This is a genomic window from Microbacterium sp. AC132 (assembly GCF_979258525.1).
Genome location: NZ_OZ409862.1, coordinates 2,781,720 through 2,806,499, shown reverse-complemented (window position 1 = coordinate 2,806,499; position 24,780 = coordinate 2,781,720). Strand labels below are relative to the sequence as shown.

The window sequence follows — 24,780 nt, the reverse complement described above, 5'->3', positions numbered from 1 at the left end:
TCCATGGCTCGCGCGATCGTCTACACAGAGTTCGGTTCTCCTGATGTGCTGCACCTGATCGAGATTCCCGATCCGATCGCGCTCAGCGGCGAGGCCGTGGTGCGCATCGAGGCGGCGGGTGCCAACCCGATCGACGCCAAGCTCCGCAGCGCGAAGCGCCCCTCACCGCCGATCACCGAGCCGCGTGCCGTCGGGTTCGACGGCGCCGGGGTCATCGAATCGCTCGGCGACGACGTCGACGGATTCGCGGTGGGCGACCGCGTCGCGATCCGCGACACCGTCGGCACCTACTCGAGCATGCTCGCCGTACCGGTCGACAAGCTCGTCGCGCTGCCCGATTCCGTCACCGCAGCGGAGGGTGCCGGCATCGGCATCCCCGCCGGCACCGCCTATCAGGCGCTCCGCTCGCTCGGAGTCACGGACGGCGACGTGCTGCTCGTGCACGGCGGTTCGGGCTCGGTCGGCCAGGCAGCCGTGCAGTTCGCCGTCGCCTGGGGCGCCACCGTCATCGCGACCGCCAGCCCGGCCCGACACGATCAGCTGCGTGACCTCGGTGCGATCCCGGTCGCATACGGAGACGGGCTGCTGGAGCGCGTACGCGAGGCCGCACCGGTCGGGGTGACGGTCGCGCTCGACTGCGCGGGGACCGATGAGGCCATCGAGGTGTCGCTCGAGCTCGTCGCCGACCGCGACCGCATCGCGACGATCGTCCGCGGCCCCGATGCCGCGTCGTTCGGCATCCGGGCGTTCTCGGGCGGTTCACCCGTGCCGCTCACTGAGCAGGAGCTCGCGTGGCGCGCGGAGGCCCTCGGCGCGACCGTCGACCTGCTGGCGGCGGGCGACTTCACGATCGAGCTCGGCCCCGAACTGCCGCTGAGCGAGGCGGCACGCGCTCATGAGCTCATGGAGTCCGGAGCCGCCTCGGGCAAGATCGTGCTGATCCCGTAGGCCGCTCAGGACCAGACGCGGGCAGCCGTGGACGCCGTCGCCATGGAGAGGGAGTTCGCGGCGATCAGTCGGCGCGCGGCTTCGGCCAGCAACGCTCTCATGCTCTCGAGCGCGTTCGACCACTCCCGCTGGGCACGGTCATAGGCCCGCTGCGCTTCCCCGTCCCAGGTCGATTTCAGTAGCGTCGCCTCGGAATCGAAGGCGTCGAGTTCGTGCTCGATGGCTTTCACGGTGAGCGCGAGCTCGGCGACGGTCTGTGCCACGGCGTCGTGACGAACAGCGACCTTCATCGTTCCTCCGAGAGTTCCAGTGCGAGGTCGAGCTCACGCAGGACGTAGGGCGGCGAGACGGCTTCGGTGAGGTAGAACGTGTAGAAGATCTCCGCGGCTTCGTCGGCGGTGAAGATCTCGTTCGAGAACACTCGTACCGCGCGGTCGTCGCTCATAGGGATGAGAGTGGTCGTGCCGTCAGCGGTCTCGGGCCGGCCGATCGTGTACAGATGGCTCTCCCCGTCGGCGCCGAGGAGCCGCGCTTCCACCGTCATCGCATCAGCCGAGCCCGCGGCCTGCATGAAGAATTCATTCGCCTGCTCGTGGTAGCCGTCGATCCTTGTGGGGTCAGCGCCGCGCCAGATCGAGTACGTGTAGTCCTTGCGGGCGTCCAGCCACTCCAGCGTGCGTCGGAGCCGTTCGGGAATCGTGAGATGCTCGTCGGCCAGCCAGCCGGTGCGACCGTCGTTCGCGGCCTGGACGAAGGGTCCATAGAGCGTCATCGTTCCTCCGAGAGTTCGTTCGAGAGATCCAGCTCGCGAAGCACGTACGGCTGCGAGACGGCATCGGTGAGGTAATACGTGTAGAAGATCACCGCGGCTTCGTCGGCGGTGAAGATCTCGTTCGAGAACACGCGCACCGCTCGGTCGTCGCTGATGGGGATGAGGGTGGTCCTGCCGTCTGCGGGCTCGGGCCGTCCGACCGTGTACAGGTGCGACTCACCGTCGGGGCCGGGAAGCCGCACCTCGACGGTCATAGCGTCCGCGGAGCCTGCGGCCTGCATGAAAGAGTCCGTCGCCCGCTCACGAAACCCAACGATGCTGCGTGAGTCCGCGCCTCGCCAGATGACGTACGTGTGCTCGTTCTCGGTACCCAGGAGGCGGAGCATAAGTCGCAGGTGTTCGGACGCGGGGCGTCGATTCTCCGTGATCCACCCCATCTGGCCACTGGTGAACTGTTGGGCGTGAGTTCTGCGATTGGTCACGGCACAATCTCTATTTCCACTCGTGTGACAAGGATCTCTTCCCCGTCCAGCTTTCCGCGGGCCGGTGTCCCTCCGTCGACGGCTTCATCGAACTGTCGTTGGGTGCTGCCCGGTCTGTTGTAGCCGTCGATGGCGTTCCCGGATTTCACTTCAATGCCCGTATACGTGTTGGGGCCATCATCATTCTTCACCAGGCCGTCGTACGACCGTCCATTCTGCGGCGAACCCTCATAGTCGATTTTCACCTTCGAACGGATCACATCAGACTGCTCCCGCCTCTCATATTGCTCGAGCCCGATCTTCTCTTTGTCGACCCAAGGCGGGGGATTCTCACCGGCAGCGAACTTTCCCTCGTAATCGCGCCGATCTCCGCGGTTGAGGCCGTGAACGCGGTCACCAGCCCCGTGGCTCTCGGTGAGCCATCGGCAGGCGGCGTCGCCCATCATCGTCGCGCCTGCACCGGCCACTCCGACTCCGGCGACGACCAGTGCGGGCGAACCTGCCAGCGCACCGGCTCCGGTGACGGTGATGGCGCCGCCTCCGGCTGCCAGCGCCGCGCCGCCGAGGAAGGTTGCAGCGCCGCCCAGGAGTTCGAGGATGATGTCGGGGTGTTCCCAGAGCGTCTGCGCCGAGATCGCGAGCATGTCCATCGCGGCTCGGAACGGCTGGACGACAGCGAGGTTGACGATCACCTCGGTCGTCGCGTGCTGTGTTCGTGTCGCGGCCTCCGCGTCGGTCAGCGGAATCCGCGCCGCATCCGCGGCATCGTCCAACCGGATCGCGCAGTCGCGCGCATAGACCTCGAGAGTCGCCCGGGCGTTGAACAGGACCTCCCGCGCTTCATCGTGTGCAGGACCTGACGGATCGACGAAGGGCACGTCGGCCTCGGGGTGCCGGAGCCCTTGCCCGACGCGCAACTCCCGCACGTGTGCACGGTGGGCGGCCAGCGCCGCAGCAGCCTGTTGCTCTGCCTCGTTCCAGAGAGTGATCGAACGGTCGGCTTCGTCCTGCGCCCACTGCAACGCGTCGGCCCACGTGAACAGTGCGCTCGCACCCGCGCGGAGCGATTCGCCCGCATGCTTCCAGTGCAGCAGCTGCCGCTCGAACCGGTCGAGGTAGGCGTCGTAGGCAGCGCCTCTCCACGTGCCGTCGTCATCCAGCGTGGCGAGGTCATCGCGTACACGGGTCGCTTCAGCGCCACGAGCCTTCCACGCTTCCGCGGTCGCCCTGACCTCGGACACCGAGCCCGGCACGAGGTCCGCCGCCGACTGGGTCTGCCCCAGCTCCATCAGTCGTCCCAGATCATCGCGTCGACTTCGACCTTCGCCGCATCGGTGCCTTCGTCGAAGATCCGAGCGGTCGTGCTCAACCTGTCTGCGAAGTCTTCGGTGTCGGCCACACGGACGCAGAGCCCGTCGGACCATGCGCTGCTGAAACGCGTCGCGGCTGCGACGACCCACTCGTGTCCGGCGTCAGCAGGCTTCGCGGCATCGGACGAGCCCAGCTCGCCGACGATGCGACGCGCCTTCGACGCCATCGCACGCAGCACGTCGGTATCGACTTCGTAGAATGCTCCGCCCGCGACTGCCATGCGTCGACGTTAGCAATCGATACGTCGTCATATGGAGACAGCAAGAAGTATGCCGATACTCTCGCAAAAGGACACCAGCCCACCCCCGACGGTGACACGTCAGAGGTGGGCCGGTGCTGATCTCTCGACCGATCAGGCGGGCGCGACCGGCCTCCCGATCGACAACATCAGACGGTTCGCCCAATTGAAGAACGCGGCACCGTGGATCACATCGGCGATCTCGAGGTCATCGAGTCCCGCCGCCCGCAGCCGGGCGATCCCGTCGGCGCCGAAGGTGCTGGGCGTGTCGGTCAGGGCGACGGAGGCCGCGACAACCGCGTTCCACCGCTCCCCGAGGTCGGCGTCGACTCCCTGATCCAGCAGGAGATCGACGTCGTCGACCCGCTTGCTGTGGTGCGCCGCGAAGCGCGAGTGCACCGAGGCGCAGAACACGCAGCCGTTGCGACGCGAAGCCGCGGTCGCCGAGAGCTCGCGCTCGGCCCGGGGAAGACCCTCCTTGGCGTTGTAGAAGATGTCCTTGTCGACGAGCGTGCGCGCCTTGAGCACCTCGGGGTCGCGCGCCAGCAGCCGGAAGTAGTCGTTCTTCGCCCGAGAGGCGTCGACCAGACCGTCGTAGTGGCGCTCGGTGAGCTCCTCCTCCGCGAGCGGCGGCAGATGCGGGGTCCACCCCACCTCGGCTCGCGTGAACGCCTCGGGGTGCGGTGCGTCATCGCGCAGAAGCTCGGTCATGCTGCCTCCTCCTCGGAGTCGGATGCCGCGGCGATGCCGGCGGCGGAGAGAACCCTCAGGCCCGTGATGACGCGCTGCTGGAACGCGAGGAACGAGACGAGCTGCGAGAGGGTGACGATGCCGTCGGCCGACCATCCCGCATCCACCAGCCGCTGGATGTCGACGGCCGCGGATTCGCGCGGCCGGAACACGAGCAGGTGCGTGTGCGCGAGGGCGGCGGCGACCCGCCCGCCGAGCGCCTCTGCGATCTCGGGCGACGGCGCGTAGCGCTCGCCCTCGGTGTTCTCGCCCTGCAGTCCCGCTTCGGTGTACGAGCCGAAGGGCCCGGTCACCGCAGCGTTCGTGGCCTCGGCGATCACGACGGTGGCGCGCTGCGGGTCCACAGCCAGGGCCCGGTCTGCGTAGAACTCGGCCGTCGCATCCGCGTCGCCGGCGAGGCGCGTGGCGAACGCGGCGATCAGCTCGCGCTCGGCCTGCGACACCTCCTCCGTCGACACCGGCGCGAAGAGCGCGTCGAAGCTCGCCTGCAGCTGCTCCCTGGTGACGGGGCGGCGGCGCCGCAGCGCATCGAGCTCGGGCGTCACCCCTACGATCTGATCGACGATGTCGGTGGTCATGCCTTCTCCTTGATGGTGTCGGTGAGGGTGTAGCCGAGAGCGGGGGCGACCTGCTCGGCGAAGAGCTCGATCGAGCGCAGCACGTGCTCGTGCGGGGCGTCGACCGAGTGCACCTGGAACGCGACCTCGGTCGCCCTGTCGAGGGTGGCGTCTGCGGCGAGGGACTCGGCGACCTCCTCCGGGGTGCCGAGGTGCGTGTCGAGGGCCATGATCAGCTCATCGAGGGTGTCGCCGGGGATCGTCTGGCCCTGTCGGCGGAACCCCTCGGCGGCACGACGCAGCCCGACCTCAGCGAAGCGCAGGGCCTCCGCGCGATCATCCGCGACGAACACGGTCCGCGAGGCGGTGACACGCGGGGCGACGCCGTCGGGGAGAGCCTCGAGGTACGCGTCGATGATCGGATCCTGCAGCGCCGAGAGCGGGGCGTGCAGCGCGTCCGTCGACCGCGGCTGAGTGCGCGAGAGCAGGAGGCCATGCCCGTGGATGCCGGCGCGATGGCCTCCGGGGGCCGAGAAGGTCGCCTGCCAGATGCGGTCGCCGAGAGTGCCGGCATCCGGATAGAGGGTGTTGTCGGCGCCGATGTCCCGCCCCGCGAGCGCGTCGAGCAGCAGTCGCAGCTTGCGGTCGTAGGTGGGCGCCTTGTCGCGCACGTCCTCACCGAACGGCACGAAGGACGAGGGGGTTCCGCCGCTGCCGAGCCCCAGGTCGATGCGTCCGCCCGAGAGCAGGTCGGCGACCACCGCGTCTTCCGCGACACGCACCGCATCTTCGAGCGGCAGCGTGACGACCCCGGTGCCGAGACGGATGCGCGAGGTCTGCGCGGCCACGTTCGCGAGATAGACGAGCGGCGAGGGCAGGCCGCCCTCCGCGGCGCGGAAGTGGTGCTGTGCGACCCAGGCGCGACCGACGCCGTGCCGTTCGGCGTGCCGGATCTGCTCGGTGGCCAGCGCGTAGCGCTCGGCGGGCGACGCGTCGTCGAGCAGCCGGGTGAAGAAGGCGATCGTGGGTGCGGTCATGCGGGCTGCTCCGTTCGTCCGGGGACGGCCGCGAGCAGCTCCCGGGTGTAGTCGTGCTGGGGGTCGTGGAAGAGCTCCTCGGTGACGCCTTCCTCGACGATCCGCCCGCGGCGCATCACCGAGACGGTGTGACTGATCCTGCGCACCACGGCGAGGTCGTGCGAGATGAAGAGGTAGGTGAGACCGAGTTCGGCCTGCAGCGAGGTGAGCAGTTCGAGGATGCGCGCCTGCACCGTGACGTCGAGGGCCGACACCGCTTCGTCGAGCACGACGATCTCGGGGTCGATCGCGAGGGCCCTGGCGATCGCGACCCGCTGTCGCTGCCCACCCGAGAGCTCACGCGGCGTGCGCTGCGCGAGGTCGCTCGGCAGCGACACCCTGTCGATCAGGGCGAGCGCCCGATCCCTGCGGTCGGAGCGCGTGCCCACCCCGAAGTTCTGCAGCGGCTCGGCGATGATGTCGACGACCTGCTGCCGCGGATCCAGCGATGCGAAGGGGTTCTGGTACACGAGCTGGATGCGCCGGCGCAGCGCGCGCAACCGCTGGCCCGACAGGCCGGTCACGTCTTCGCCGTCGATCTCGATGGCCCCGGCATCCGGCTCATGGAAGCGCGTGATGAGGCGCGCGGTGGTCGTCTTGCCCGATCCGGACTCGCCGACCAGCGCGTGCGTCGTGCCCCGGCGCACCCGGAACGACACGTCGTCGACGGCCCGGAATCGCTCACGCCCCGCGACCCTGAACTCCTTGACGAGACCGCTCGCGGTGATCGCGAACGGGTTCTCGGCCGCGACCGCTGCGGCATCCCGCAGGAAGGGCGGAACCTCGGGGCGGCGGAACCCCGTCGTGAACGCCGGGGCGTCGGCGAGGAGCTGCTTCGTGTATCCGTCCGAGGGTGCCGCGAGCACCTGGGCGCTCGCTCCCTGCTCGACGATGCGGCCGTCCTTCAGCACGACGAGCCGTTGGGCGCGATCGGCCGCGACGCCGAGGTCGTGTGTGACCAGCAGGATGCTCGTGCCTTCCTCTCGACGCAGCTCGTCGAGCAGATCGAGCACCTTGCGCTGCACGGTCGCGTCCAAAGCACTCGTGGGCTCGTCGGCGATCATCAGCCGTGGCCGCAGCGCGATGGCCGAGGCGATCAGCACACGCTGGCGCATACCGCCCGAGAGCTCGTGCGGGTACTGCCGCGCTCGGAGGTCCGGGTCATCGATGCCGACCCGGTCGAGGAGCTCGATCACCCGCGCGCGCCGCGAGCGACGATCGCGGTGGCCGTGCAGCTTCAGCACCTCTTCGACCTGGGCGCCGATCGGGCGCACGGGATCGAGCGAGGTCACCGGGTCCTGCGGCACGAGTCCGATCTCCGGACCCCGGATGCCGCGCAGTGCGCGATCCGTCCAGCCCGAGATGTCGAGCTCGCCGAGGCGCACCGTGCCGCCGTCGACCCTGCCGCCCTCGGGCAGCAGACCGAGCAAGGCGTGCGCGGTGGTGGACTTGCCCGATCCCGATTCGCCCACGAGCGCGAGTGCCTCTCCCTCGGCGATCGCGAAGGAGACCCCGTGCACCACCTCCCGACGACCGGCTCTGGTGGCGTACGAGACGGCGAGGCCGTCGACGGTGAGCACGCTCATCGCGGGTTCCTTCCGATGCGGTGCGAGATGCGGTTGGCGCTGAGCACGACGACGACCACGATGAGTCCTGGCAGTGCCGTGAGCCACCAGGCGGTCGCGATGTAGTTGCGTCCCTCGGCGATCAGCAGCCCCCATTCGGGGGTGGGTGGCGGAGCACCGTAACCGAGGAATCCGAGGGTCGAGATCGCGAGGATCGCGGTGCCGAACTGCAGGGCGGCGAGCGCGACGATCGGGGTGAGCGAGTTCGGCAGCACATGGCGACGGAGCACCGTGGAGAAGGTGCCCCCGCTGCCGTACGCCGCCTCGACGTACTCGCTGCGACGCACTCTGGCGACCTCCGACCGCATGAGGCGGGCGAAGGCGGCGACGCTGCCGAGGCCCACGGCGATGGCGGCGTTCACCGTGCCGAAGCCGAGGAGGATGATCACCGACAGCGACAGCAGCAGGCCGGGGATGGCGAGCAGCACGTCGACGACGCGCATCAGGATGTCGTCGACGACGCCGCCGATCGCGCCGGCGATCGCACCGAGGATCGTCCCGAGCGCGAGGCCCACGGTGACGGCGATGAGCGCGCCCGAGAGCGAGTGCACGGCGCCGTGGACGACGCGGCCGAACAGGTCGCGACCGAGCGTGTCGGTGCCGAAGAGGTGCGCCGCGCTCGGTGGCAGCAGCTTGTCGGCGGGAGTGCCGGTGAGGGGGTCGCCGGGTGCGAAGACCCCGGGGATCAGCGCCCAGAGCACGGCGAGCGAGACGACGGCGATCGCGAGGTAGAGCCCCCACGGCAGAGCGAGCAGTCCGCGCGCGCGTCGAGGCGATCGGGTGAGCGTTGCGGCATCCTGCTGCGGTGTCTCGGGCGGGGTGTCGACGGATGCGGCCACGGCGGCGACGGTCATGCCGATGCTCCTGACTTCGAGAGGGCGCGCTGGCGCGGATCGATCAGCGGGGTGACGAGGTCGACGGCGAAGCTGATGAGCACGAAGCCGAGGGCCGACAGCAGCACGACGCCCTGCAGCACCGGGATGTCCTGGTTCGACACGGCCTGCTCGGTGAGGCGGCCGATGCCGGTGCGACCGAACACGGTCTCGGTGACCACGGCCCCTCCCACGAGCTCGCCGAACAGCACCCCGGCGATCGTGAGCGTCGGCAGGGCCGCGTTGCGCGCGACCGACCGGGTGAGCACCCACGACGGCGGCGCGCCCTTGGCCCGGACGACGGTGATGAACGGCTGCGCCTGCACCTGATCGATGGCGCGCACCAGCACCTGGGCGAGCGGAGCGGAGATCGGCACGGCGAGGGTCAGCACGGGAAGGACGAGCCCGGCGACAGGGTCGGCGCCGACGATCGGCACCCACCCGAGACCGAACGAGAAGACCTGGATCAGCAGGATGCCGAGCCAGAACACCGGCACCGCGACGAACAGCCCCGGCACCTGACGGATGCCGTCGCGCAGCCACGCGAACGGCGCGAGAGACGAGAGCCCTGCGACGAGCACGGCGATCAGCAGCGCGACCACGAGCCCCAGCGACGCGAGCAGCACGGTCGACGGCAGTGCCTCGGCGAGCATCTCCAGCACCGGGGTGCCGAACTGTGTCGAGTAGCCGAAGTCACCGGCCGCGAATCCGAGACCTGCGTGCACGTACTGCTGCCACCACGGCAGATCGGTGCCGTAGGTGGCGCGGATGCCGTCGAGCTGCTCCGGCGACAGCCCGAGGCTGGGGTCGGAGAACTTGATCAGGATCGCATCCCCCGGCAACAGCTGCAGGAGGAAGAAGGTGGCCGTGAAGGCCGCGATCAGAACGATCGCGGCCTGCCCGGCTCGTCGGAGGACGAAGCTCATCGGTGCACCGTCTCAGTCATGCTCAGTGCTCGGCGAGCCAGACGCCCGAGAAGGTGGGGCGACCGACCGACTCGAAGTCCACGCCGTGCACGTAGGTGGCGGCGCCGTAGACCTGCGGCTCCTCGAACAGCGGGATGACGTAGGCCTGCTCGGCGATGTAGTCCTGCACGGCCTGCGAGGCCGCCGCTCGCTTCTCGGTGTCCGGCTCCGAGGCGACCGCCTCGAGCAGGGCGTCGAGCTCGGCGTCGTTCGAGATCAGCGCGTCACGGTTCTTCGTGTAGTACTGGCTCTTGATCACGTCGAAGTCGGCGCGGCCGACCATCGAGTGGTAGAAGCCCGTCTTGAGCGGGTCACGGGTGTCCTCGGCATACGACCCGGCATCCGCCGGCTTGACCGTGAGCTCCACGCCGACCTTCGCGAGCTGCTGGGCGACGAGCTCGAGCGTCTGCTTCGACAGCGGCTGCGGTGCGGCCTCGTACACGGTGATCGCGAGGCGCTCGCCGTCCTTCTCGCGGATGCCGTCGGCCCCGGCCGTCCAGCCCGCCTCGTCGAGCAGCTTCTCAGCCTTGTCGGGGTCGTATGCGTAGTGCTCGGACTCGTCCTTGTATCCGAGCGCCTCCTGCGACAGCACCGAGGTCGCGACGGGGTAGTTCTCGGTGAACAGGGTGTCGACGACCTCCTGGGCGTCGACCGCGGCGACGAGCGCCTGACGCACCCTGATGTCGCTCAGCAGCGGGTTCTCGGGACGCAGCGAGATGGAGTTGTTGACGCCACGCGTCTGCGGTGCGTACAGCGTGAAGCCCGAGCTCTCGACCCGGTCCTCGTCGAAGGCCTGCACGTAGCGGACGTAGTCGGCCTGACCTGCGAGCAGCGATCCGATGCGCACGGAGTCCTCGGGGGTGACGAGCACGTGCACGGCGTCGACGTACGGACGGCCCTGGTTCTCGGCGCTCTCCGGCGCCCACGCGTAGTCCTCGCGGGCGGTGAGGGTGAACTCTGTGCCCAGCTTCTCGTCGGTGAGGGTGAAGGGCCCGGCGCCGATGATCTCCTCGGCGTTGCCCGCCCCGAAGTCCTCGATGGTGCCGTCGAGCGTCTCGGGCGAGAGCAGGCCGGAGTTGATGGTCGACGTCGCCTGCAGGAACCCGGGGGCCGGGGCCGAGAAGCGGAAGGTGACCGTGTCGTCGTCGACGACCTCGCTCGAGGCGTAGTTGTTGATCGCCTCGGAGACCGTGAGGCCGCGCTCGGGGTCGCCGAGGCCGTACGTGTCGAAGTTCTTCGCCACGGCCGCGGCGTCCAGCGGCGTCCCGTCCGAGAAGGTGACGTCGGGGCGCAGGTCGAACGTGTACTCGGTGGCGTCGTCGTTCACGGTCCAGGCCGAGGCGATCCACGGCTCGATCTCGAGCGAGTCGGGGTTCTGCCACGTCAGGCGGGCGGCGATGTTGTTGACCACGCCTCCGTTCGGGTAGAACCCGGCCTGCGGCGGGTAGAGGTTCGTGAAGGTCTGGTGCTCCAGATAGGTCAGCGTTCCCCCGGTGACGGGGTCGCCCGCGTCGGCGGAGGCGCCGCTCGGGGCCGGCGAGGACGCGCAGGCGGCGAGTCCCGCCGCAAGGACGAGCGGAAGCGCGACGGCGGCTGCGCGGATGAGACGGCGGTTCATGCGGGTCCTCCTGGACGGGATGCTGTGGTTCGGTGTGCGGTGAACGTCACGCTAGGGACTCTCACGGTCGTGACGCGAATGGGGTCGTCATGTGCGGACCCGGCCTGTCACGAGGCGTCATGACGGGTCACCAGACGCAATCCGACGTAATGGATGACGCGGTTCAGCGGACGAGAAGCGATGATGCGGCACGCTGCTCGCTGCCGACCTCGACGCCGCCGCCGACGCCGAGACGGTCCCGCAGCGGGGTGGGCGCTCCGTCGCTGCGACCGAGCAGGCCCCGTCGACGCAGTTCGGGCGCGGCGAGGCGGGTGAAGGCCTCGAACTGTGCGGGCTGGAACGCGGAGAGCACGTTGAACCCGTCGGCTGCACCCTGGTCGCGCCAGGTCTCGAAGTGGTCCGCGATCGTCGCGGCGTCGCCGACCACGAATGCGGCAGGCACGGCATGGGCCGCGACGAGGTGGCGCCAGGTCAGCGCCGTCTCGCCGTCATCCCCGACGCGGAGTCCGGCGATGAGTCGCAGGCGCTCGATCAGCGCCTGCCCTGCCTCCCCGAGGCGGGCGGCCTGATCGCGGGTCACGACCTCGTCGAAGCCGGCGGAACGCAGCGGGTCGTCGGCACCGACGCCCAGGGCGTCGGCCAGCGCGGCGACCGATCTGTTCGCGGGGAATGCCGTGCGGGACGACTGATGCCCCTCGTCGAGCGGGACGAGCGCGAGCAGCCGTTCGACGATGCGGTGAGCGTCGGCATCCGTCGGTGCGACCACAGGAAGCACGGGCGCGATCACCGCCAGCCCCTCGGGCGAGCGGCCTGATCGGATCGCGATCTCGCGCAGCTGCCGCCGTGTGGCGATCGCATCGGCGATGTTCGGGGCGGCGATGAGCGCGAGATCGGCCTCGGTCGCGGCGAGCGCGCGCGACCGCGGCGAGGTGCCGGCGTGCACGAGAGGGATCCGCCCCTGCGGCGGGCGGGCCACGTTCAGCGGCCCCGAGACGCGCACGTGCTCGCCCCGGAGGTCCGCACCCCGGAGCCCGTCCGGGTCGATGAGCACGCCGCGTGCGGCATCCGCGATCCAGGCGTCCTCGCTCCACGAGTCCCACAGACGGCGCAGGGCGACGACGAACTCCTCGGCGCGGTCGTATCGGCTCTCGTTGTCGGCGTGCGCATCGCGACCGTGGTTGCCCGCGGCTCGTGGCTCGGCTCCGGTGACGAGGTTGACGCCGGCGCGACCGCCTGTCAGCAGGTCGAGGGATGCGAGCGAGCGCGCCGTCGCATACGGATCGGCGTAGGTCGTGTTCACCGTCGCGATGAGGCCGATGCGAGAGGTGACCCCGGCGAGGTACAGCACGGCGCTCACCGGGTCGATCCGCGCGAGCAGGTACGGGTCGCGGAATTCGAGGTCCGGCCCGGTGGCCAGCCAATCGCCGAAGAACAGGTAGTCGAGCCCCGCGTCCTCTCCCTCTCGCGCGATGCGACGGAGGATCTCGGCATCGGCCGAGGGGTCGCGATGCGCGCCCGGCTGACGCCAGCCGGAGGGATACGCGCCGAGAGTGCGCACCATGGCGCCGATGATGAGGGGTTCGGTCATGCACCCGAAAGTATGAGCGGGCTCGGCAGCGGGCCAATCGGCGGGGAAGCGCAGCGAAACGGATCGCAACACGGCGACACATCCTCCCCGAGTGTCGGAGCCCGATCGGAGGATGGGACCATGACCTCGACCTCCTCCCCCGCGCTCTGAGCAACGCAGTGGTGACCGCATGATCGAGTTCGCCACGATCCGCCTGTCGGCCGGGCTCGAGGATCCGAGCGATCTGATCGCCGACCTCGACCGCGCGCTCGCGCTCGTCTGAACGGCATCCGTTCCGGCCGCGCCCGGATGCCCTGGTCTGAACACCCCGTGCTCAGCCTCCACCCCCTACGCTGAGATGATGACTGGTCTTCGTTGGGGAATCCTCGCGACCGGCGGCATCGCCGGCGCGTTCGCATCCGATCTGCGCACCGCCGGGCTCGATCTCGTGGCGGTCGGCTCGCGCTCGCAGGAATCGGCCGACGCCTTCGCCGCCCGCTTCGACATCCCGCGCGCGCATCCCTCGTACGAGACGCTCGTCGCCGACCCCGAGGTCGACATCATCTACGTCTCGACCCCGCACCCGATGCATCATGAGAATGCCCGCCTCGCGCTCGAAGCCGGCAAGCACGTGCTGGTCGAGAAGGCGTTCACCCTCAACCGCTCGGAGGCGGAGGACCTGCAGCGTCTGGCCGCCGACCGGGGTCTGCTCGCGATGGAGGCGATGTGGACGCGCTACCTGCCGCACATGGCCCGCATCCGCGAGATCATCGCCGCCGGGACCCTCGGTGAGATCCGCGCCGTGAGCGCCGACCACACCCAGCTGCTCCCCTCCGACCCCGAGCACCGTCTCAACGCCCTCGAGCTCGGCGGCGGTGCCCTCCTCGACCTCGGGATCTACCCGATCTCCTTCGTGTGGGACATCCTCGGCGCCCCGACCGGCATCCACGCCGTCGGGCGCCTGATCGAGACCGGAGCGGATGCCGAGGTCGCCACCGTCATGACCCACGACGGCGGAGCGATCTCGACGACGCTCTCGTCGTCGCGTGCCGCGGGCCCCAACGCGGCGAGCATCATCGGCACGACGGCGCGCATCGACCTCGACCGCGTCTGGTACACCCCCACCACGTTCCGCGTCGTGCAGCCGGACGGCACGGTCGTCGAGGAGTACGTGTCGGAGGTCGACGGTCGCGGCATGCAGTACCAGGCCCTCGCGGCCGAGCGCCTCGTGGGCGACGGCGTGCTCGAGGGCGACATCCTGCCGATCGCCGAGAGCGTCGCGATCATGGGCACCCTCGACGAGATCCGCGCGCAGATCGGCGTGCGCTACCCGCGCGAAGGAGTGAACCATGGCTGAGGCCACCGACGCCCGCGTCGCCGTCTACCTGGACTTCGACAACATCGTCATCTCCTGGTACGACCGTGTGCACGGACGGAACGCCTATGGCAAGGACCGCCAGCGGATCACCGAGAACCCGACCGATCCGGAGGTCACGGAGCGGCTGTCCCGCGCCATGATCGAGGTCGGCGCGATCATCGACTACGCGGCCTCCTTCGGCACGCTCGTGCTCACCCGGGCGTACGCCGACTGGTCGTCGCCCGTGAACGCGGTCTACCGGTCGCAGCTCGTGGCCCGCGCCGTCGACCTCGTGCAGCTGTTCCCGGCCGCCGCCTACGCGAAGAACGGCGCGGACATCCGCCTCGCCGTCGACGCGGTCGAGGACATGTTCCGTCTGCCCGACCTCACGCACGTCGTGATCGTCGCCGGAGACAGCGACTACGTCCCGCTCGCACAGCGCTGCAAGCGTCTGGGTCGCTACGTCATCGGCGTCGGCGTCGCGGGGTCCACCGCGAAGTCCCTCGCCGCCGCGTGCGACGAGTTCGAGGCGTACGACTCGCTTCCCGGTGTGGTGCGCCCGAGCAAGACCGCGCCCGCGCCCGTCGTCACCGTTCCCGAGGTCGCCGTCGAGCCTGTGGCCGAGCCGGCCGCCGAGCCCGCCGCGAAGACCAAGTCGCGACCGCCGACGAAGGCCGCCAAGGCGAAGGCCGCCGCAGCGGCGACCGCTGCGGCACCGTCGTCGTCCGCGAAGCTCGACGAGCACGGAGAGGGCACCGAGCAGGGCGAGGCGACGGAGCTGCTGCATCGCGCGCTGCGCCTCGGGCACGACAAGGCCGATGCCGACGAGTGGCTGCACAGCTCGGCGGTGAAGACGCACATGCGTCGCATGGACCCGTCGTTCAGCGAGAAGGCCCTCGGCTACCGCTCGTTCTCGGACTTCCTCAAGTCGCGCGAGAGCATCGCGGAGCTCGAGGAGACCGGCCACGAGCGCCTGGTGAAGCTGCGCGACTCGGTCTGATCCGCGCCGCCGGTCACGTCGTCACTCCTCGAAGTCATACTCCTGGAACGCGGCGACCTCGGGCACCCAGCGTTCCGAGACGAACGCGGTGTGCGCGGGGTGCGCGTCGTAGGAGCGGTACGCATCGCGGTCGCGGAACACCATCGAGAACTGATGCTCGAGGTCGCTCTTCGGGCTCACCTGGCGACGGATCGTGAAGTCCTCGACACCGGGGATCGACGTGAGCACCGCTCTGCCCGTCGCGAGGAACTCGCGCTCCTCGGGGCTGCCCGCCTCGTGCACGAGGCGGAAGACGACGGTGTGCTGGATGGTCATGCGGGATCTCCGGTCTGCTGGCTGCTGAAGGCGGCGTCGAACGCGGCGGTGGGCGCGGGCCAGAGCAGCGACCGCACGTAGGCGAGGGCCTCCGGCGCGCCGTGCAGGCGGTCCATTCCCGCGTCCTCCCATTCGATCGAGATGGGGCCGTCGTATCCGATCGCCTCGAGCGCGCGGAACGCGTCCTCCCAGGGCACGTCGCCGTGGCCGGTCGAGACGAAGTCCCACCCGCGTCGCGGGTCGCCCCACGGCAGATGCGATCCGAGCACGCCCGCACGCCCGTTGTGCGGTCGCATCCGGGTGTCCTTGCAGTCCACGTGGTAGATCCGGTCGGCGAAGTCGACGATGAACCCGACGGGATCGATGTTCTGCCACATCATGTGCGACGGGTCCCAGTTGAATCCGAACGCCCCACGGTGCTCGATCGCCTCCAGCGCCCGCACGGACGACCAGTAGTCGTAGGCGATCTCACCGGGGTGCACTTCGTGCGCGAACCGCACGCCCTCGCCGTCGAACACGTCGAGGATCGGGTTCCAGCGCGCGGCGAAGTCCTCGAACCCGCCTTCGATGACGGATGCCGGTACCGGCGGGAACATCGCCACATAGGGCCAGATCGATGAGCCGGTGAACCCGACGACGGTGTCGACGTCGAGCTTGCGCGCGACCCGCGCCGCCCGCCTCATTTCGTCCGCCGCACGGGCGCGCACGCCCTCGGAGTCGCCGTCGCCCCACACGTAGTCGCGCAGGATCGCCTGGTGACGGAAGTCGATGGGGGCGTCGCACACCGCCTGGCCCGCGAGATGGTTCGAGATCGCGAAGATCTGCAGACCGTGCCGGTCGAGGATCTCGCGGCGCGAGGCGACGTAGGCGTCGTCCTCGTCGGCTCGCCGCAGGTCGAGATGGTCGCCGGATGCTGCGACCTCGAGGCCGTCGTATCCCCACTCGGCCGCCAGCCGGGCGACCTCCTCGAACGGCAGATCGGCCCACTGGCCGGTGAACAGGGTGACCGGGTGCGTGGTCATGGACACTCCTTCGTATCGCGTGACGGGTCAGGTGCCGAGCGCTCTCAGCGCCTGGATGCTGCGGGCGGCGAGCTCGTCCTGGCTCGCCGCGAGTGGTCGCCAGACGGATGCGGCGACGGCTATCGTCGCGTTCTCGCCCGTGAAGCTCTCCAGCCCGAGCGGCCCTCGATAGTCCGCATCGTCGAGGGCCCGGAGGATCTCCGGCCAGTCCGTGTGGTCGTCGCCCACGGCGCCCCGATCGCTGCCGCACACCTGCACATGCGCGATCGCCGAGCCCGCCGCGCGGATGGCCTCCGCGGGCTTCTTCTCCTCTATGTTCAGGTGGTAGGTGTCGAGCGCGAGCCCGACGCCTGCGCCGAGCAGCGGTGCGAGCGCGTCGAGGCTCTGCTCGACCGTGTTGAGCACGCTCGTCTCGTAGCGGTTGAGCGGTTCGACGGCCAGGGTGATCCCGGCGGAGGCGGCCTCGGCCGCGACCGGCTCGAGGTTCGTGCGCAGCTCGCGCACCACTCGCGAACGGTCCTCGACGGACATCCGCCAGGTCGCCCCGGTGGGTGCGTAGAAGGGACCGGCGACCACCGCGGAGCCGAGCGTCGCGGCCGCCGCGATGCACGAGCGCAGGTAGTCCTGCGTGGCCCCGACGTCACCGGCCTGCGCGAGCAGCGAGCGCTGAGGGCCCATGGCCCCGACGACGATCGAGGCGAGGCCATGGTCGTCGAGCACGTCGCGGGCTCGCGCCGGATCCCAGTCCCCGACGCTCTCGAGCGGAAGCTCGAGCGCCTGATACCCCATCCCCGCCGCCTTCCGCGCGAGCGGCTCGAGAGTCGCGTCGGTCAGTGGAGACGTCCACACCCACGTGTTGACGGCGATCGTGCGAGGCATTCTGCTCCTTCGGGGATGACGCGAGTGCTCCCACCCTCCCATCCGCGAGGCGCAGAGGGGAAGGGTGGGAGCATCACCGCTGGTTACGGGATCTGGCGTTCCTGCCAGACGGTCGGGTAACCGGGAAGGTTCTCCCCGCCGAACTTCGCGTAGTGCCCGTCCGGCATTCCCTCGTTGGCGGCGAGGTAGTCGTCCAGCTCTGCTTCGGTGATCGGCTTCTGCGGGAGCACCCACTCCTTCGGAACCTCTTCGCCGGCGAAGATCATCTGCGCGGCGAGCAGCGGTGTGCGCCACTGGAAGTTCGAGTACACCGGGGCGAGGCCCGTGAGACCCGTGTCCTTCCACTTGCGGAGGAAGCTCATCTCGTCCTCGCCGGTCATCACCGGGTAGTCGGCGCCGGCATCTTCGAAGGCTTCGATCGCGGCGACAGCGCCGTCACCGGCATCCATCCAGATTCCCTGCACGTCGCCCTTGGCGAGCTCGTCGCTGATGATGCTCTTGATCTCCGCGGGGTCGGCGCCCGTGAAGTAGTCCACGGCCTCGATCCCCGCCTCGTCGAAGAGCTTCTCCGCAGCGGCCCACCGGTGCTCGAGCACGTCGACTCCGGGGAGGATGCGCAGCGCCACGACCTTGTCGCCCTCTTCGAGGTTGTCGATGAGGAACTCGGCCGTGTCGATGCCCCACGCGAATCCGCCGATCGGGTGGATGAACGTGACCGGGCAGTCGGTGTCGACGCCGCGGTCGAACACGATCACCGGCTTGCCGGTCTCGCATGCGCGCTCGACGGCCGGCGTCATCGCCGCGGTGCTGTTGGGCGAGATGAGGAAGACGTCGCAGCCGCCCTCGGAGATGAAGTAGTCGATGTCCGCGATCTGCGTGTCATCCGAGTCCTGCGCGTCGCGGGTCTCCATCTCGCTGATCGCACCGGCCTCCTGCAGCGACTTGAGCTGCTCGTTCATCGTGATCCAGCCCGTCTGCCGCCACGGGTTCGAGATCGAGGCGTTCGCGAAGCAGGCCTTCTTGGGCCCCTCGCTGGCGAACTCCGACGTGTCGACCATCTCGGCGTTGATGTGCTGGAGATACGGCTCGGTCGCCGGCCCCTGGGGCTCGACACCCCGCTCCTCCATCTGCTTGTCGAACAGCTCCTGGTCGAACCATTCGGTGGTCTCGGCCGACTCCTCCGGGTTCTCCGACTCCGCCGGCGCCACGGACGGGTCTGTCGTACACCCGGCGAGCGCGATGAGGCCGAAGAGAGCCACCCCTGCGGTGGCGATCTTCATCGATCGTCGCATTGCTAATCTCCTCTGGTTTCTGTGTGGATGGTGCTGGTTGTTACGGGTTCTGAGGTCTCTGTGCGCGGAACGTCCGGAGACGGCTGCGGGCCTCGCCGGCGCCGTGCCCGGAAGGCGACCGCCGAGTACGCCACTGCGGCGATGATGATCACGCCCTGCACGGCGTCTCGCAGCGTCGAAGGGACCCCCGCGATGTTCAGCAGCATGAAGAGGGCCTCGAGCGCGAAGGCTCCCGCCGCCGCCGCGACGATCCATCCCCGGCCTCCGCCGAGCACGACCCCGCCGAGGACGACGGCGGTGATGGCGACGAACTCGTAGCCGCGGCCGACCGAGGGATGCACCCCGGCGTACCCGACGAGCAGCACGGCGGAGAGCGTGGCCGAGAGCGACGAGATCACGAACGCCCGTGTCGTCACCCAGGCGCTGCGCGCCCCGGCGAAGTCGACCGCGGTCGAGTTGTCGCCGACCGCGATGAGGAGCTTGCCGAGCGGGCGCTTGGTGATCCAGATGCCCAGCGCGAGCCACCCGATCAGGATGAACACCGCCCAGGGGATGAACTCGAGCACCGGCACGTCACGGATGCCGCCACGGCCGATCTCGCGGAAGCTGTCAGCCGGGTTGCCCGTGGCCGCTCCCCCGGTCCACCACATGACGCCGCCGAGAAGGGCGAGCATCATGCCCAGCGTGACGATGAAGGAGGGCACCTTGAGCAGCGTGGTGATGACACCGTTCACGAGTCCGACGACCACCCCGAAGACGATCATGAGCAGCAGCACGGGCACGGTGCGGGAGTCGTCCTGCCCGACGAGGTTGCCGGCGACGATCACCTGCGCGGTGATCAGCGAGCCCTGCGACAGGTCGAACTCGCCCGCGATGATGACGAAGTACTGGCCGATCGCGACGATGGCGATCGGTGCGACGCGCTGGATGAACCTCATGAACTGCCCCGGCTCCGCGAAGCTCGGGTTGAGGATCATGACGGCGACGAGCAGGATCACCAGCAGCAGGAACACCGCGCCCCGAGGGCTCACGAGTGTGCGCAGAGTGTTCACGACCGGCCTCCTTCCGCCACGGTGCTCGTATCGGCGAGTTCGGATGCTGCGGCCGCCATCTCGGACTCGGCCGCCTTGGCGGCGTCGTCCCCCCGGTTCTCGTGCCGCCGGCGCCGAAGCGCGGACGGCGACTGACGATCGACCGACGACTGTAGACGGCCACCGCGGCGACGATCACCACGCCGCGGACGACGTCCTTCAGGAACGGGTTGACCTGCATGACGCTCATCACGTTGTCGACGACCGCGAGGATCGCGACACCGCCGATCGCACCCCAGATCGAACCGCGTCCGCCGAGCAGCAGGGTGCCTCCGAGCACGACGGCTGCGATCGACAGCAGCGCGTAGCCGCCCTGCTGCCCGACCGTGGGACTGCCGACGCCGAGACGGCTGGCGAGCAGCAGGCCGGCGAGGCCCGCGAAGACGGAGCACAGCACGTGCGCGGCGATCAGCGGCGGGCGGGTGCGCACCCCCGACAGGCGCGCGATCTCGGGGTCGCCGCCGACCGCGTACAGGTGGGCGCCGGTGCGCGTGCGGTTCAGCAGCAGCCAGACGACGACGGCGAGCGCGATCATGATGATCGTCGACACCGGCACGGGCCCGACTCCGGTGGCGCCGATGAGCTGGAACTCCCACGGCACGCTGCCCGCCGAGCCCTCGAAGTTGGTGTTCAGGATCCCCTGCAGGATCAGCCCCACGCCGAGCGTCGCGATGAACCCGTTGACCTTCAGCACGGTGACGATGAGTCCGTTGACCAGACCGATCCCGGCGCAGACGAGCAGAGTGATCGAGACCGCGGCCGGGATGTTCCCGGGGTTGCCGTTCATGATCGTCGCCGCCAGGAGGCTCGACAGACTCACGACGTAGGTCACCGACAGGTCGAGCGACGCGCCCAGCACCACGAGGGTCTGCCCGATCGCGACGAGCCCGAGGACGCTCATGCCGGTGAGGATGTCGCGGATGTTGCCGGGGCTGAAGAAGTTGCGACCGACGGTGCCGACGAGGATGGCGCCGACGATGAGCGTCAGGATGAGGATCCCGAGCACGATGACGGTCGAGTCGATCCGAAGTCTCTTCATCGTGCACCCCGTCGACCGTCGCGCCCGTGGCTGCGCCGAGGATCTCGTGCTCCGCGGAACCCGCCGGCAGCTCGGCGACCAGCTCGCCGTCGTGCATCACGAGGATCCGATCGCTCATGCCGATCACCTCCGGCAGCTCGCTCGACACCATCAGCACCGCCTTGCCCTGTGCCGCGAGGTCGCGCATGAGCTGGTACACCGCGTACTTCGCACCGACGTCGATGCCGCGGGTCGGCTCGTCGAAGAGCACGATCTGCGGCTGTGCGAGCAGCCACTTGGCGAGCACGACCTTCTGCTGGTTGCCGCCCGAGAGGAAGCGCACCTCCTGGTCGAGACCGCGGGAGCTGATCTCCAGCGAGCTGAGCACCCCCGGCACCTCTCGACGGGACGAGGCGGTGCGAGCGGTGAAGACGCTGCGGATCACGAGCAGGGTGTTGTCGAGCACCGACTGCCCGAGCGCCAGTCCCTGGGCCTTGCGATCCTCCGAGACGAGGGCGAGTCCCGCGCGCACCGCCGCCCTGGCGCTCGTGATGCGCGTGGATGAGCCGTCGACCCGCATCGAGCCCCGCACGAACGGGTCGATGCCGAAGATCCCCTCGACCAGTTCGGTGCGTCCGGACCCCTGGAGCCCGGCGATCCCGACGATCTCCCCGGCGCGGAGGGTGAGCGAGACGCCGTCGACGAAGGCGTTGCCGCAGCCGTCGAGCTCGAGCCGCGGCTCGCCGACGACGGTGCCGGCCACGGCATCCGGGTAGTACGACTGGATGGATCGGCCGACCATTCGGCGCACGAGTTCGTCGGTCGTCAGGGCGCTCGTCTCATCGGTCGAGACCAGAGCGCCGTCTTTGAGGATCGTGATGCGGTCGCACAGGTCGAAGATCTCCTTGAGCCGGTGCGAGACGTAGATCACCGCCACCCCGCGAGACGTGAGCCGGCGGATGATCGCGTACAGCAGCTCGACCTCGCGGTCGCTCAGCGCGGCGGTGGGCTCGTCCATCGAGATGACCTGCGCCTCGAACGACAGCGCCTTGACGATCTCGACGATCTGCTGCTCGGCGACGGTCAGCGAACCGACCCGGGCCTGCGGGTCGATGAACGAGACGCCGAGGTCGGCGAGGAGGTCGCCGGTGCGACGGATCATCGCCTTCTGATCGACGAAGCCGCCGCGTCGGGGCTCACGTCCGAGATACACGTTCTGCGCGACCGTGCGCTCGGGCAGCAGCGTGAACTCCTGGAAGACGGTCACGATGCCGTCATCCATCGCCTGCCGCGGATGTGCGTGCCGCACCTCCGCGCCGCGGTAGCGCACCACGCCGTCGTCGGCGGGCTGCACCCCGGCGATGATCTTCATGAGCGTGGACTTGCCTGCGCCGTTCTCGCCGACGAGTCCGTGCACCTCCCCCGGACGCACATCGAAGTCGATGCCCTTCAGCACCTCCACTCCGAAGAACGACTTGCGGATGCCCGAGACCTCGAGCACCGGCTGTGTGATCGTCGCGGTCATGCCGCCACCTCCGTCCATCGTCCGTCCGCGGCCGCCGAGGCGAGGACCGCCTCGGTGAGCACCGCCGAGCGGACACCGTCCTCGAACGTGGGCAGCCCGTCGGGGGTCGCGCCGCCGATCGCCGCATACACGTCGGCGATGAAGCCGTTGAACGCGTCCTGATAGCCCATGGCATGCCCCGAGGGAACCCGCTGCAGACGAGCCGAGTCGGGCGATGCGGTGGAGGGGTCCCGCAGCAGCAGCCGGGACTCCTCTCTCATGCCGATCCACAGCTCCTCCGGGCGCTCCTGCTCGAAGCGCAGGGTCTGCCTGGTCCCGTGGAGTTCGAGAGTCAGGGCGTTCTTGCGTCCGGCCGCCATCTGCGAGACGAGCAGGGTGCCCAGGGCACCGGACTCGGTCTCGACGAGGATCGCGACGATGTCCTCCGTGTCGACCGCCCGTCCGGCTCGCTCGGCGAACACCCGGCGGGTGCGGGCGCTCAGCGACCGGATCCGCTGGCCCGTCACGAACTCGATGAGGTCGCAGAGGTGCGAGCCGATGTCGGCGAACGCCCGGGATGCCCCGCCGGATGCCGACCGCACCCGCCAGTCATCGTCGGTGGAGAGGAGCATCCAGTCCTGCAGGTACGAGCAGTCGAGGGTGAGGAGCTCCCCGATGCCGCCCAGAGCGACACGGGCCCGCGCCTCCCGCACCATCGGGTGGTAGCGGTAGACGAAGGGAACCGCGGTGACGCGGCCGAGAGATCCGGCGACCCGTGCGAGTTCACGGGCGTCCGCCGCGTTCGTGGCGAGGGGCTTCTCGCAGATGACATGCTTGCCGGCTTCGAGCGCGCGCAGCGCAAGTCCGGCGTGCGTGGCGTTGGGGGTGCAGATGTGGACGACGTCGATGTCATCGGCCGCGAGGAGAGCGGCGGCATCGGCCTCAGCACGCACGGCGCCGAGTTCGTCCGCGGCCTGACGCCCGCCCGCGAGGGAGCCGGTGGCGACGGCGCGGAACTCGCCTCCCGCGTCCCTGGCCGCTGTGCGATGCACGCGAGCCATGAATCCCCCGCCGAGGATGCCGACTCGGATCGTCCCGAGACCGGTGTCTGTGACATCCGTTGTCATGGCGGTGAGTCTGACACGGCTCCTCGACTTTTGCTAGGTATTCGTCAAAAGTTCTTCGTAACGAATCGGAAGTCGACCGAGCGGTGGCGCAAGTCTGTGGTTTACTGACGCAATGGTCGACGCACTCCGCACCGCCGCGGCGGCGAATCCCGGGGCGGGCGAGATCTTCCAGATCCTTCGCGACGGCACCGCCCGCACCAAAGCCGAGCTCGCGACCATCACGGGTCTCGCGCGGTCGACCGTCGCGCTGCGGGTCGATGCCCTGCTCGCCGCCGACCTCCTGCGACCGGCAGGCGAGGCGGTCTCGACGGGCGGCCGACCGCCTGCGCGACTCGCCTTCAACTCCCGTGCCGGAGTCGTGCTCGCCGTCGACCTCGGTGCCACTCACGCCACCAGTGCCGTCGCCGATCTCGCCGGCGTGATCCTCGACTCGCGCACCCGCACGATCGACATCGGCGACGGGCCCGAGAGCCTCCTCGATCTGATCCTCGACGATGCGGGCGCTCTCCTCGAGGCCTCCCGCGCTGCCGGCATCCCGCTGCTCGGGGTGGGCATCGGCGTGCCGGGTCCCGTCGAGCATTCGACCGGGCGACCGACCAACCCGCCGATCATGCCCGGCTGGGACCGCTTCGACATCCCCGCCTACGTGCAGCGCACGTTCGACGTGCCGGTGCTCGTCGACAACGACGTGAACATCCTCGCGCTCGGCGAGCAGGCCACCACGTGGCCGCACGTCGATGACCTCGTGTTCGTGAAGGTCTCGACCGGCATCGGGTCCGGCATCATCGCCGGCGGACAGCTGCAGCGCGGCGCGCAGGGATCGGCCGGCGATCTGGGGCACGTCCAGGTGCCGAGCGGCGCAGGCTCGACGAGGGAGCCCGGCGACGAGCGCGACCTCGAAGCGCTCGCGAGCGGGTCGGCGCTGGCCGCAGCTCTGCGGGAGGCCGGGCTTGCGGCGCACAGTCCCGCAGATGTGGTCGACCTCGTCCGCTCGGGCAATGCCTCTGCGATCGAGGCGACCCGTCAGGCCGGCCGAGATGTCGGCGAGGTGCTCGCGACCGTCGTCAATCTGCTCAACCCGTCGATCATCGTGCTGGGCGGCAGCATCGCCCGCGCCGGCGAGCACCTTCTCGCCGGGGTGCGCGAGGTCGTCTATCGACGATCCATCCCCCTGGCGACCCAGCACCTCGCCATCGTGCAGTCGCAGGCGGGTGACCGGGCCGCCGTGCTGGGCGCCGCGATCATGGTCGCCCGCGAGGTGCTCTCACCCGCGAACGTCGACCGCTATGTGGCGACGAAGGCGCGCTGACCGCACCGCCGCCGCCACACCGGCT

23 protein-coding genes and 2 pseudogenes are annotated in these 24,780 nt (G+C 69.6%); 4 read left to right on the top strand and 21 right to left on the bottom strand.

Annotation, left to right across the window (positions count from 1 at the left end; genetic code table 11):
• Positions 1-3 precede the first annotated feature (3 nt).
• Entirely contained in the window at positions 4-948 is a 945-nt protein-coding gene (locus ACZZZQ_RS13500) for a quinone oxidoreductase family protein (RefSeq protein WP_295101409.1), read from the top strand.
• Positions 949-953: 5 nt separating this feature from the next.
• Here ACZZZQ_RS13500 and ACZZZQ_RS13495 read toward each other — a convergent pair whose 3' ends face one another.
• From ACZZZQ_RS13495 to ACZZZQ_RS13435, 13 genes are all read right to left on the bottom strand, one after another.
• A complete protein-coding gene (locus tag ACZZZQ_RS13495; RefSeq protein WP_463507745.1) occupies positions 954-1,238 on the bottom strand; it encodes a WXG100 family type VII secretion target in 285 nt (94 codons plus the stop codon).
• Complete coding sequence (locus tag ACZZZQ_RS13490) at positions 1,235-1,720, bottom strand: hypothetical protein (protein ID WP_072591568.1); 486 nt, start codon at positions 1,718-1,720, stop codon at positions 1,235-1,237. Before ACZZZQ_RS13490 ends, ACZZZQ_RS13495 begins: the two co-directional genes overlap by 4 nt.
• A complete protein-coding gene (locus tag ACZZZQ_RS13485; RefSeq protein WP_150115090.1) occupies positions 1,717-1,974 on the bottom strand; it encodes a hypothetical protein in 258 nt (85 codons plus the stop codon). Before ACZZZQ_RS13485 ends, ACZZZQ_RS13490 begins: the two co-directional genes overlap by 4 nt.
• Before the next feature lie 224 nt (positions 1,975-2,198).
• Positions 2,199-3,491: a putative T7SS-secreted protein gene (locus tag ACZZZQ_RS13480; RefSeq protein WP_463507744.1), complete on the bottom strand. Its 1,293-nt coding sequence runs from the start codon at positions 3,489-3,491 to the stop codon at positions 2,199-2,201.
• Positions 3,491-3,793, bottom strand: a complete 303-nt coding sequence (locus ACZZZQ_RS13475) for a hypothetical protein (RefSeq protein ID WP_187250526.1) — start codon at positions 3,791-3,793, stop codon at positions 3,491-3,493. The genes ACZZZQ_RS13480 and ACZZZQ_RS13475 overlap by 1 nt, the downstream gene beginning before the upstream one ends.
• 132 nt (positions 3,794-3,925) lie before the next feature.
• Entirely contained in the window at positions 3,926-4,522 is a 597-nt protein-coding gene (locus ACZZZQ_RS13470; RefSeq protein ID WP_072591572.1) for an alkylhydroperoxidase domain protein, read from the bottom strand.
• Positions 4,519-5,139 (bottom strand): CMD domain protein, encoded by a 621-nt coding sequence (locus tag ACZZZQ_RS13465; RefSeq protein WP_053097143.1) that lies wholly within the window; start codon positions 5,137-5,139, stop codon positions 4,519-4,521. Before ACZZZQ_RS13465 ends, ACZZZQ_RS13470 begins: the two co-directional genes overlap by 4 nt.
• Complete coding sequence (locus ACZZZQ_RS13460) at positions 5,136-6,155, bottom strand: putative FMN-dependent luciferase-like monooxygenase (protein WP_463507743.1); 1,020 nt, start codon at positions 6,153-6,155, stop codon at positions 5,136-5,138. Before ACZZZQ_RS13460 ends, ACZZZQ_RS13465 begins: the two co-directional genes overlap by 4 nt.
• On the bottom strand, positions 6,152-7,780 hold the full coding sequence (locus ACZZZQ_RS13455; protein ID WP_463507742.1) for a dipeptide ABC transporter ATP-binding protein: 1,629 nt from the start codon (positions 7,778-7,780) through the stop codon (positions 6,152-6,154). Before ACZZZQ_RS13455 ends, ACZZZQ_RS13460 begins: the two co-directional genes overlap by 4 nt.
• The gene (locus tag ACZZZQ_RS13450; RefSeq protein ID WP_463507741.1) at positions 7,777-8,673 is read right to left on the bottom strand and encodes an ABC transporter permease; all 897 of its coding nucleotides are present in this window, start codon (positions 8,671-8,673) and stop codon (positions 7,777-7,779) included. Before ACZZZQ_RS13450 ends, ACZZZQ_RS13455 begins: the two co-directional genes overlap by 4 nt.
• On the bottom strand, positions 8,670-9,617 hold the full coding sequence (locus tag ACZZZQ_RS13445; RefSeq protein WP_053097150.1) for an ABC transporter permease: 948 nt from the start codon (positions 9,615-9,617) through the stop codon (positions 8,670-8,672). The genes ACZZZQ_RS13450 and ACZZZQ_RS13445 overlap by 4 nt, the downstream gene beginning before the upstream one ends.
• A gap of 22 nt (positions 9,618-9,639) precedes the next feature.
• A complete protein-coding gene (locus ACZZZQ_RS13440; protein WP_285364205.1) occupies positions 9,640-11,274 on the bottom strand; it encodes a TIGR04028 family ABC transporter substrate-binding protein in 1,635 nt (544 codons plus the stop codon).
• Between the two features lie 163 nt (positions 11,275-11,437).
• Complete coding sequence (locus ACZZZQ_RS13435; protein WP_463507740.1) at positions 11,438-12,862, bottom strand: NtaA/DmoA family FMN-dependent monooxygenase; 1,425 nt, start codon at positions 12,860-12,862, stop codon at positions 11,438-11,440.
• Positions 12,863-13,202: 340 nt separating this feature from the next.
• Here ACZZZQ_RS13435 and ACZZZQ_RS13430 point away from each other — a divergent pair, with 340 nt between their 5' ends.
• Positions 13,203-14,198: a Gfo/Idh/MocA family protein gene (locus ACZZZQ_RS13430; RefSeq protein WP_463507739.1), complete on the top strand. Its 996-nt coding sequence runs from the start codon at positions 13,203-13,205 to the stop codon at positions 14,196-14,198.
• A complete protein-coding gene (locus ACZZZQ_RS13425; protein ID WP_463507738.1) occupies positions 14,191-15,198 on the top strand; it encodes an NYN domain-containing protein in 1,008 nt (335 codons plus the stop codon). The genes ACZZZQ_RS13430 and ACZZZQ_RS13425 overlap by 8 nt, the downstream gene beginning before the upstream one ends.
• A 21-nt stretch (positions 15,199-15,219) precedes the next feature.
• Here ACZZZQ_RS13425 and ACZZZQ_RS13420 read toward each other — a convergent pair whose 3' ends face one another.
• From ACZZZQ_RS13420 to ACZZZQ_RS13385, 8 genes and pseudogenes are all read right to left on the bottom strand, one after another.
• A complete protein-coding gene (locus ACZZZQ_RS13420; RefSeq protein WP_053097158.1) occupies positions 15,220-15,513 on the bottom strand; it encodes a Dabb family protein in 294 nt (97 codons plus the stop codon).
• Complete coding sequence (locus ACZZZQ_RS13415) at positions 15,510-16,535, bottom strand: sugar phosphate isomerase/epimerase family protein (protein ID WP_463507737.1); 1,026 nt, start codon at positions 16,533-16,535, stop codon at positions 15,510-15,512. Before ACZZZQ_RS13415 ends, ACZZZQ_RS13420 begins: the two co-directional genes overlap by 4 nt.
• Positions 16,536-16,562: 27 nt before the next feature.
• Positions 16,563-17,414: a sugar phosphate isomerase/epimerase family protein gene (locus ACZZZQ_RS13410; RefSeq protein ID WP_463507736.1), complete on the bottom strand. Its 852-nt coding sequence runs from the start codon at positions 17,412-17,414 to the stop codon at positions 16,563-16,565.
• Between the two features lie 83 nt (positions 17,415-17,497).
• Entirely contained in the window at positions 17,498-18,694 is a 1,197-nt protein-coding gene (locus tag ACZZZQ_RS13405; protein WP_400341970.1) for a substrate-binding domain-containing protein, read from the bottom strand.
• A gap of 14 nt (positions 18,695-18,708) precedes the next feature.
• Positions 18,709-19,758, bottom strand: coding sequence for an ABC transporter permease (locus ACZZZQ_RS13400; RefSeq protein ID WP_053097169.1), 1,050 nt, complete (start codon positions 19,756-19,758; stop codon positions 18,709-18,711).
• 220 nt (positions 19,759-19,978) lie between these two features.
• A pseudogene (locus ACZZZQ_RS13395) lies at positions 19,979-20,698 on the bottom strand (ABC transporter permease); the annotation flags it as partial.
• 379 nt (positions 20,699-21,077) lie between these two features.
• Positions 21,078-22,340, bottom strand: a pseudogene (locus ACZZZQ_RS13390) (sugar ABC transporter ATP-binding protein); the annotation flags it as partial.
• On the bottom strand, positions 22,337-23,446 hold the full coding sequence (locus ACZZZQ_RS13385; protein WP_053097173.1) for a Gfo/Idh/MocA family protein: 1,110 nt from the start codon (positions 23,444-23,446) through the stop codon (positions 22,337-22,339). The gene ACZZZQ_RS13385 and the pseudogene ACZZZQ_RS13390, both read right to left, overlap by 4 nt.
• 112 nt (positions 23,447-23,558) lie before the next feature.
• Here ACZZZQ_RS13385 and ACZZZQ_RS13380 point away from each other — a divergent pair, with 112 nt between their 5' ends.
• Complete coding sequence (locus tag ACZZZQ_RS13380; protein ID WP_463507735.1) at positions 23,559-24,755, top strand: ROK family transcriptional regulator; 1,197 nt, start codon at positions 23,559-23,561, stop codon at positions 24,753-24,755.
• Positions 24,756-24,780: the final 25 nt, after the last annotated feature.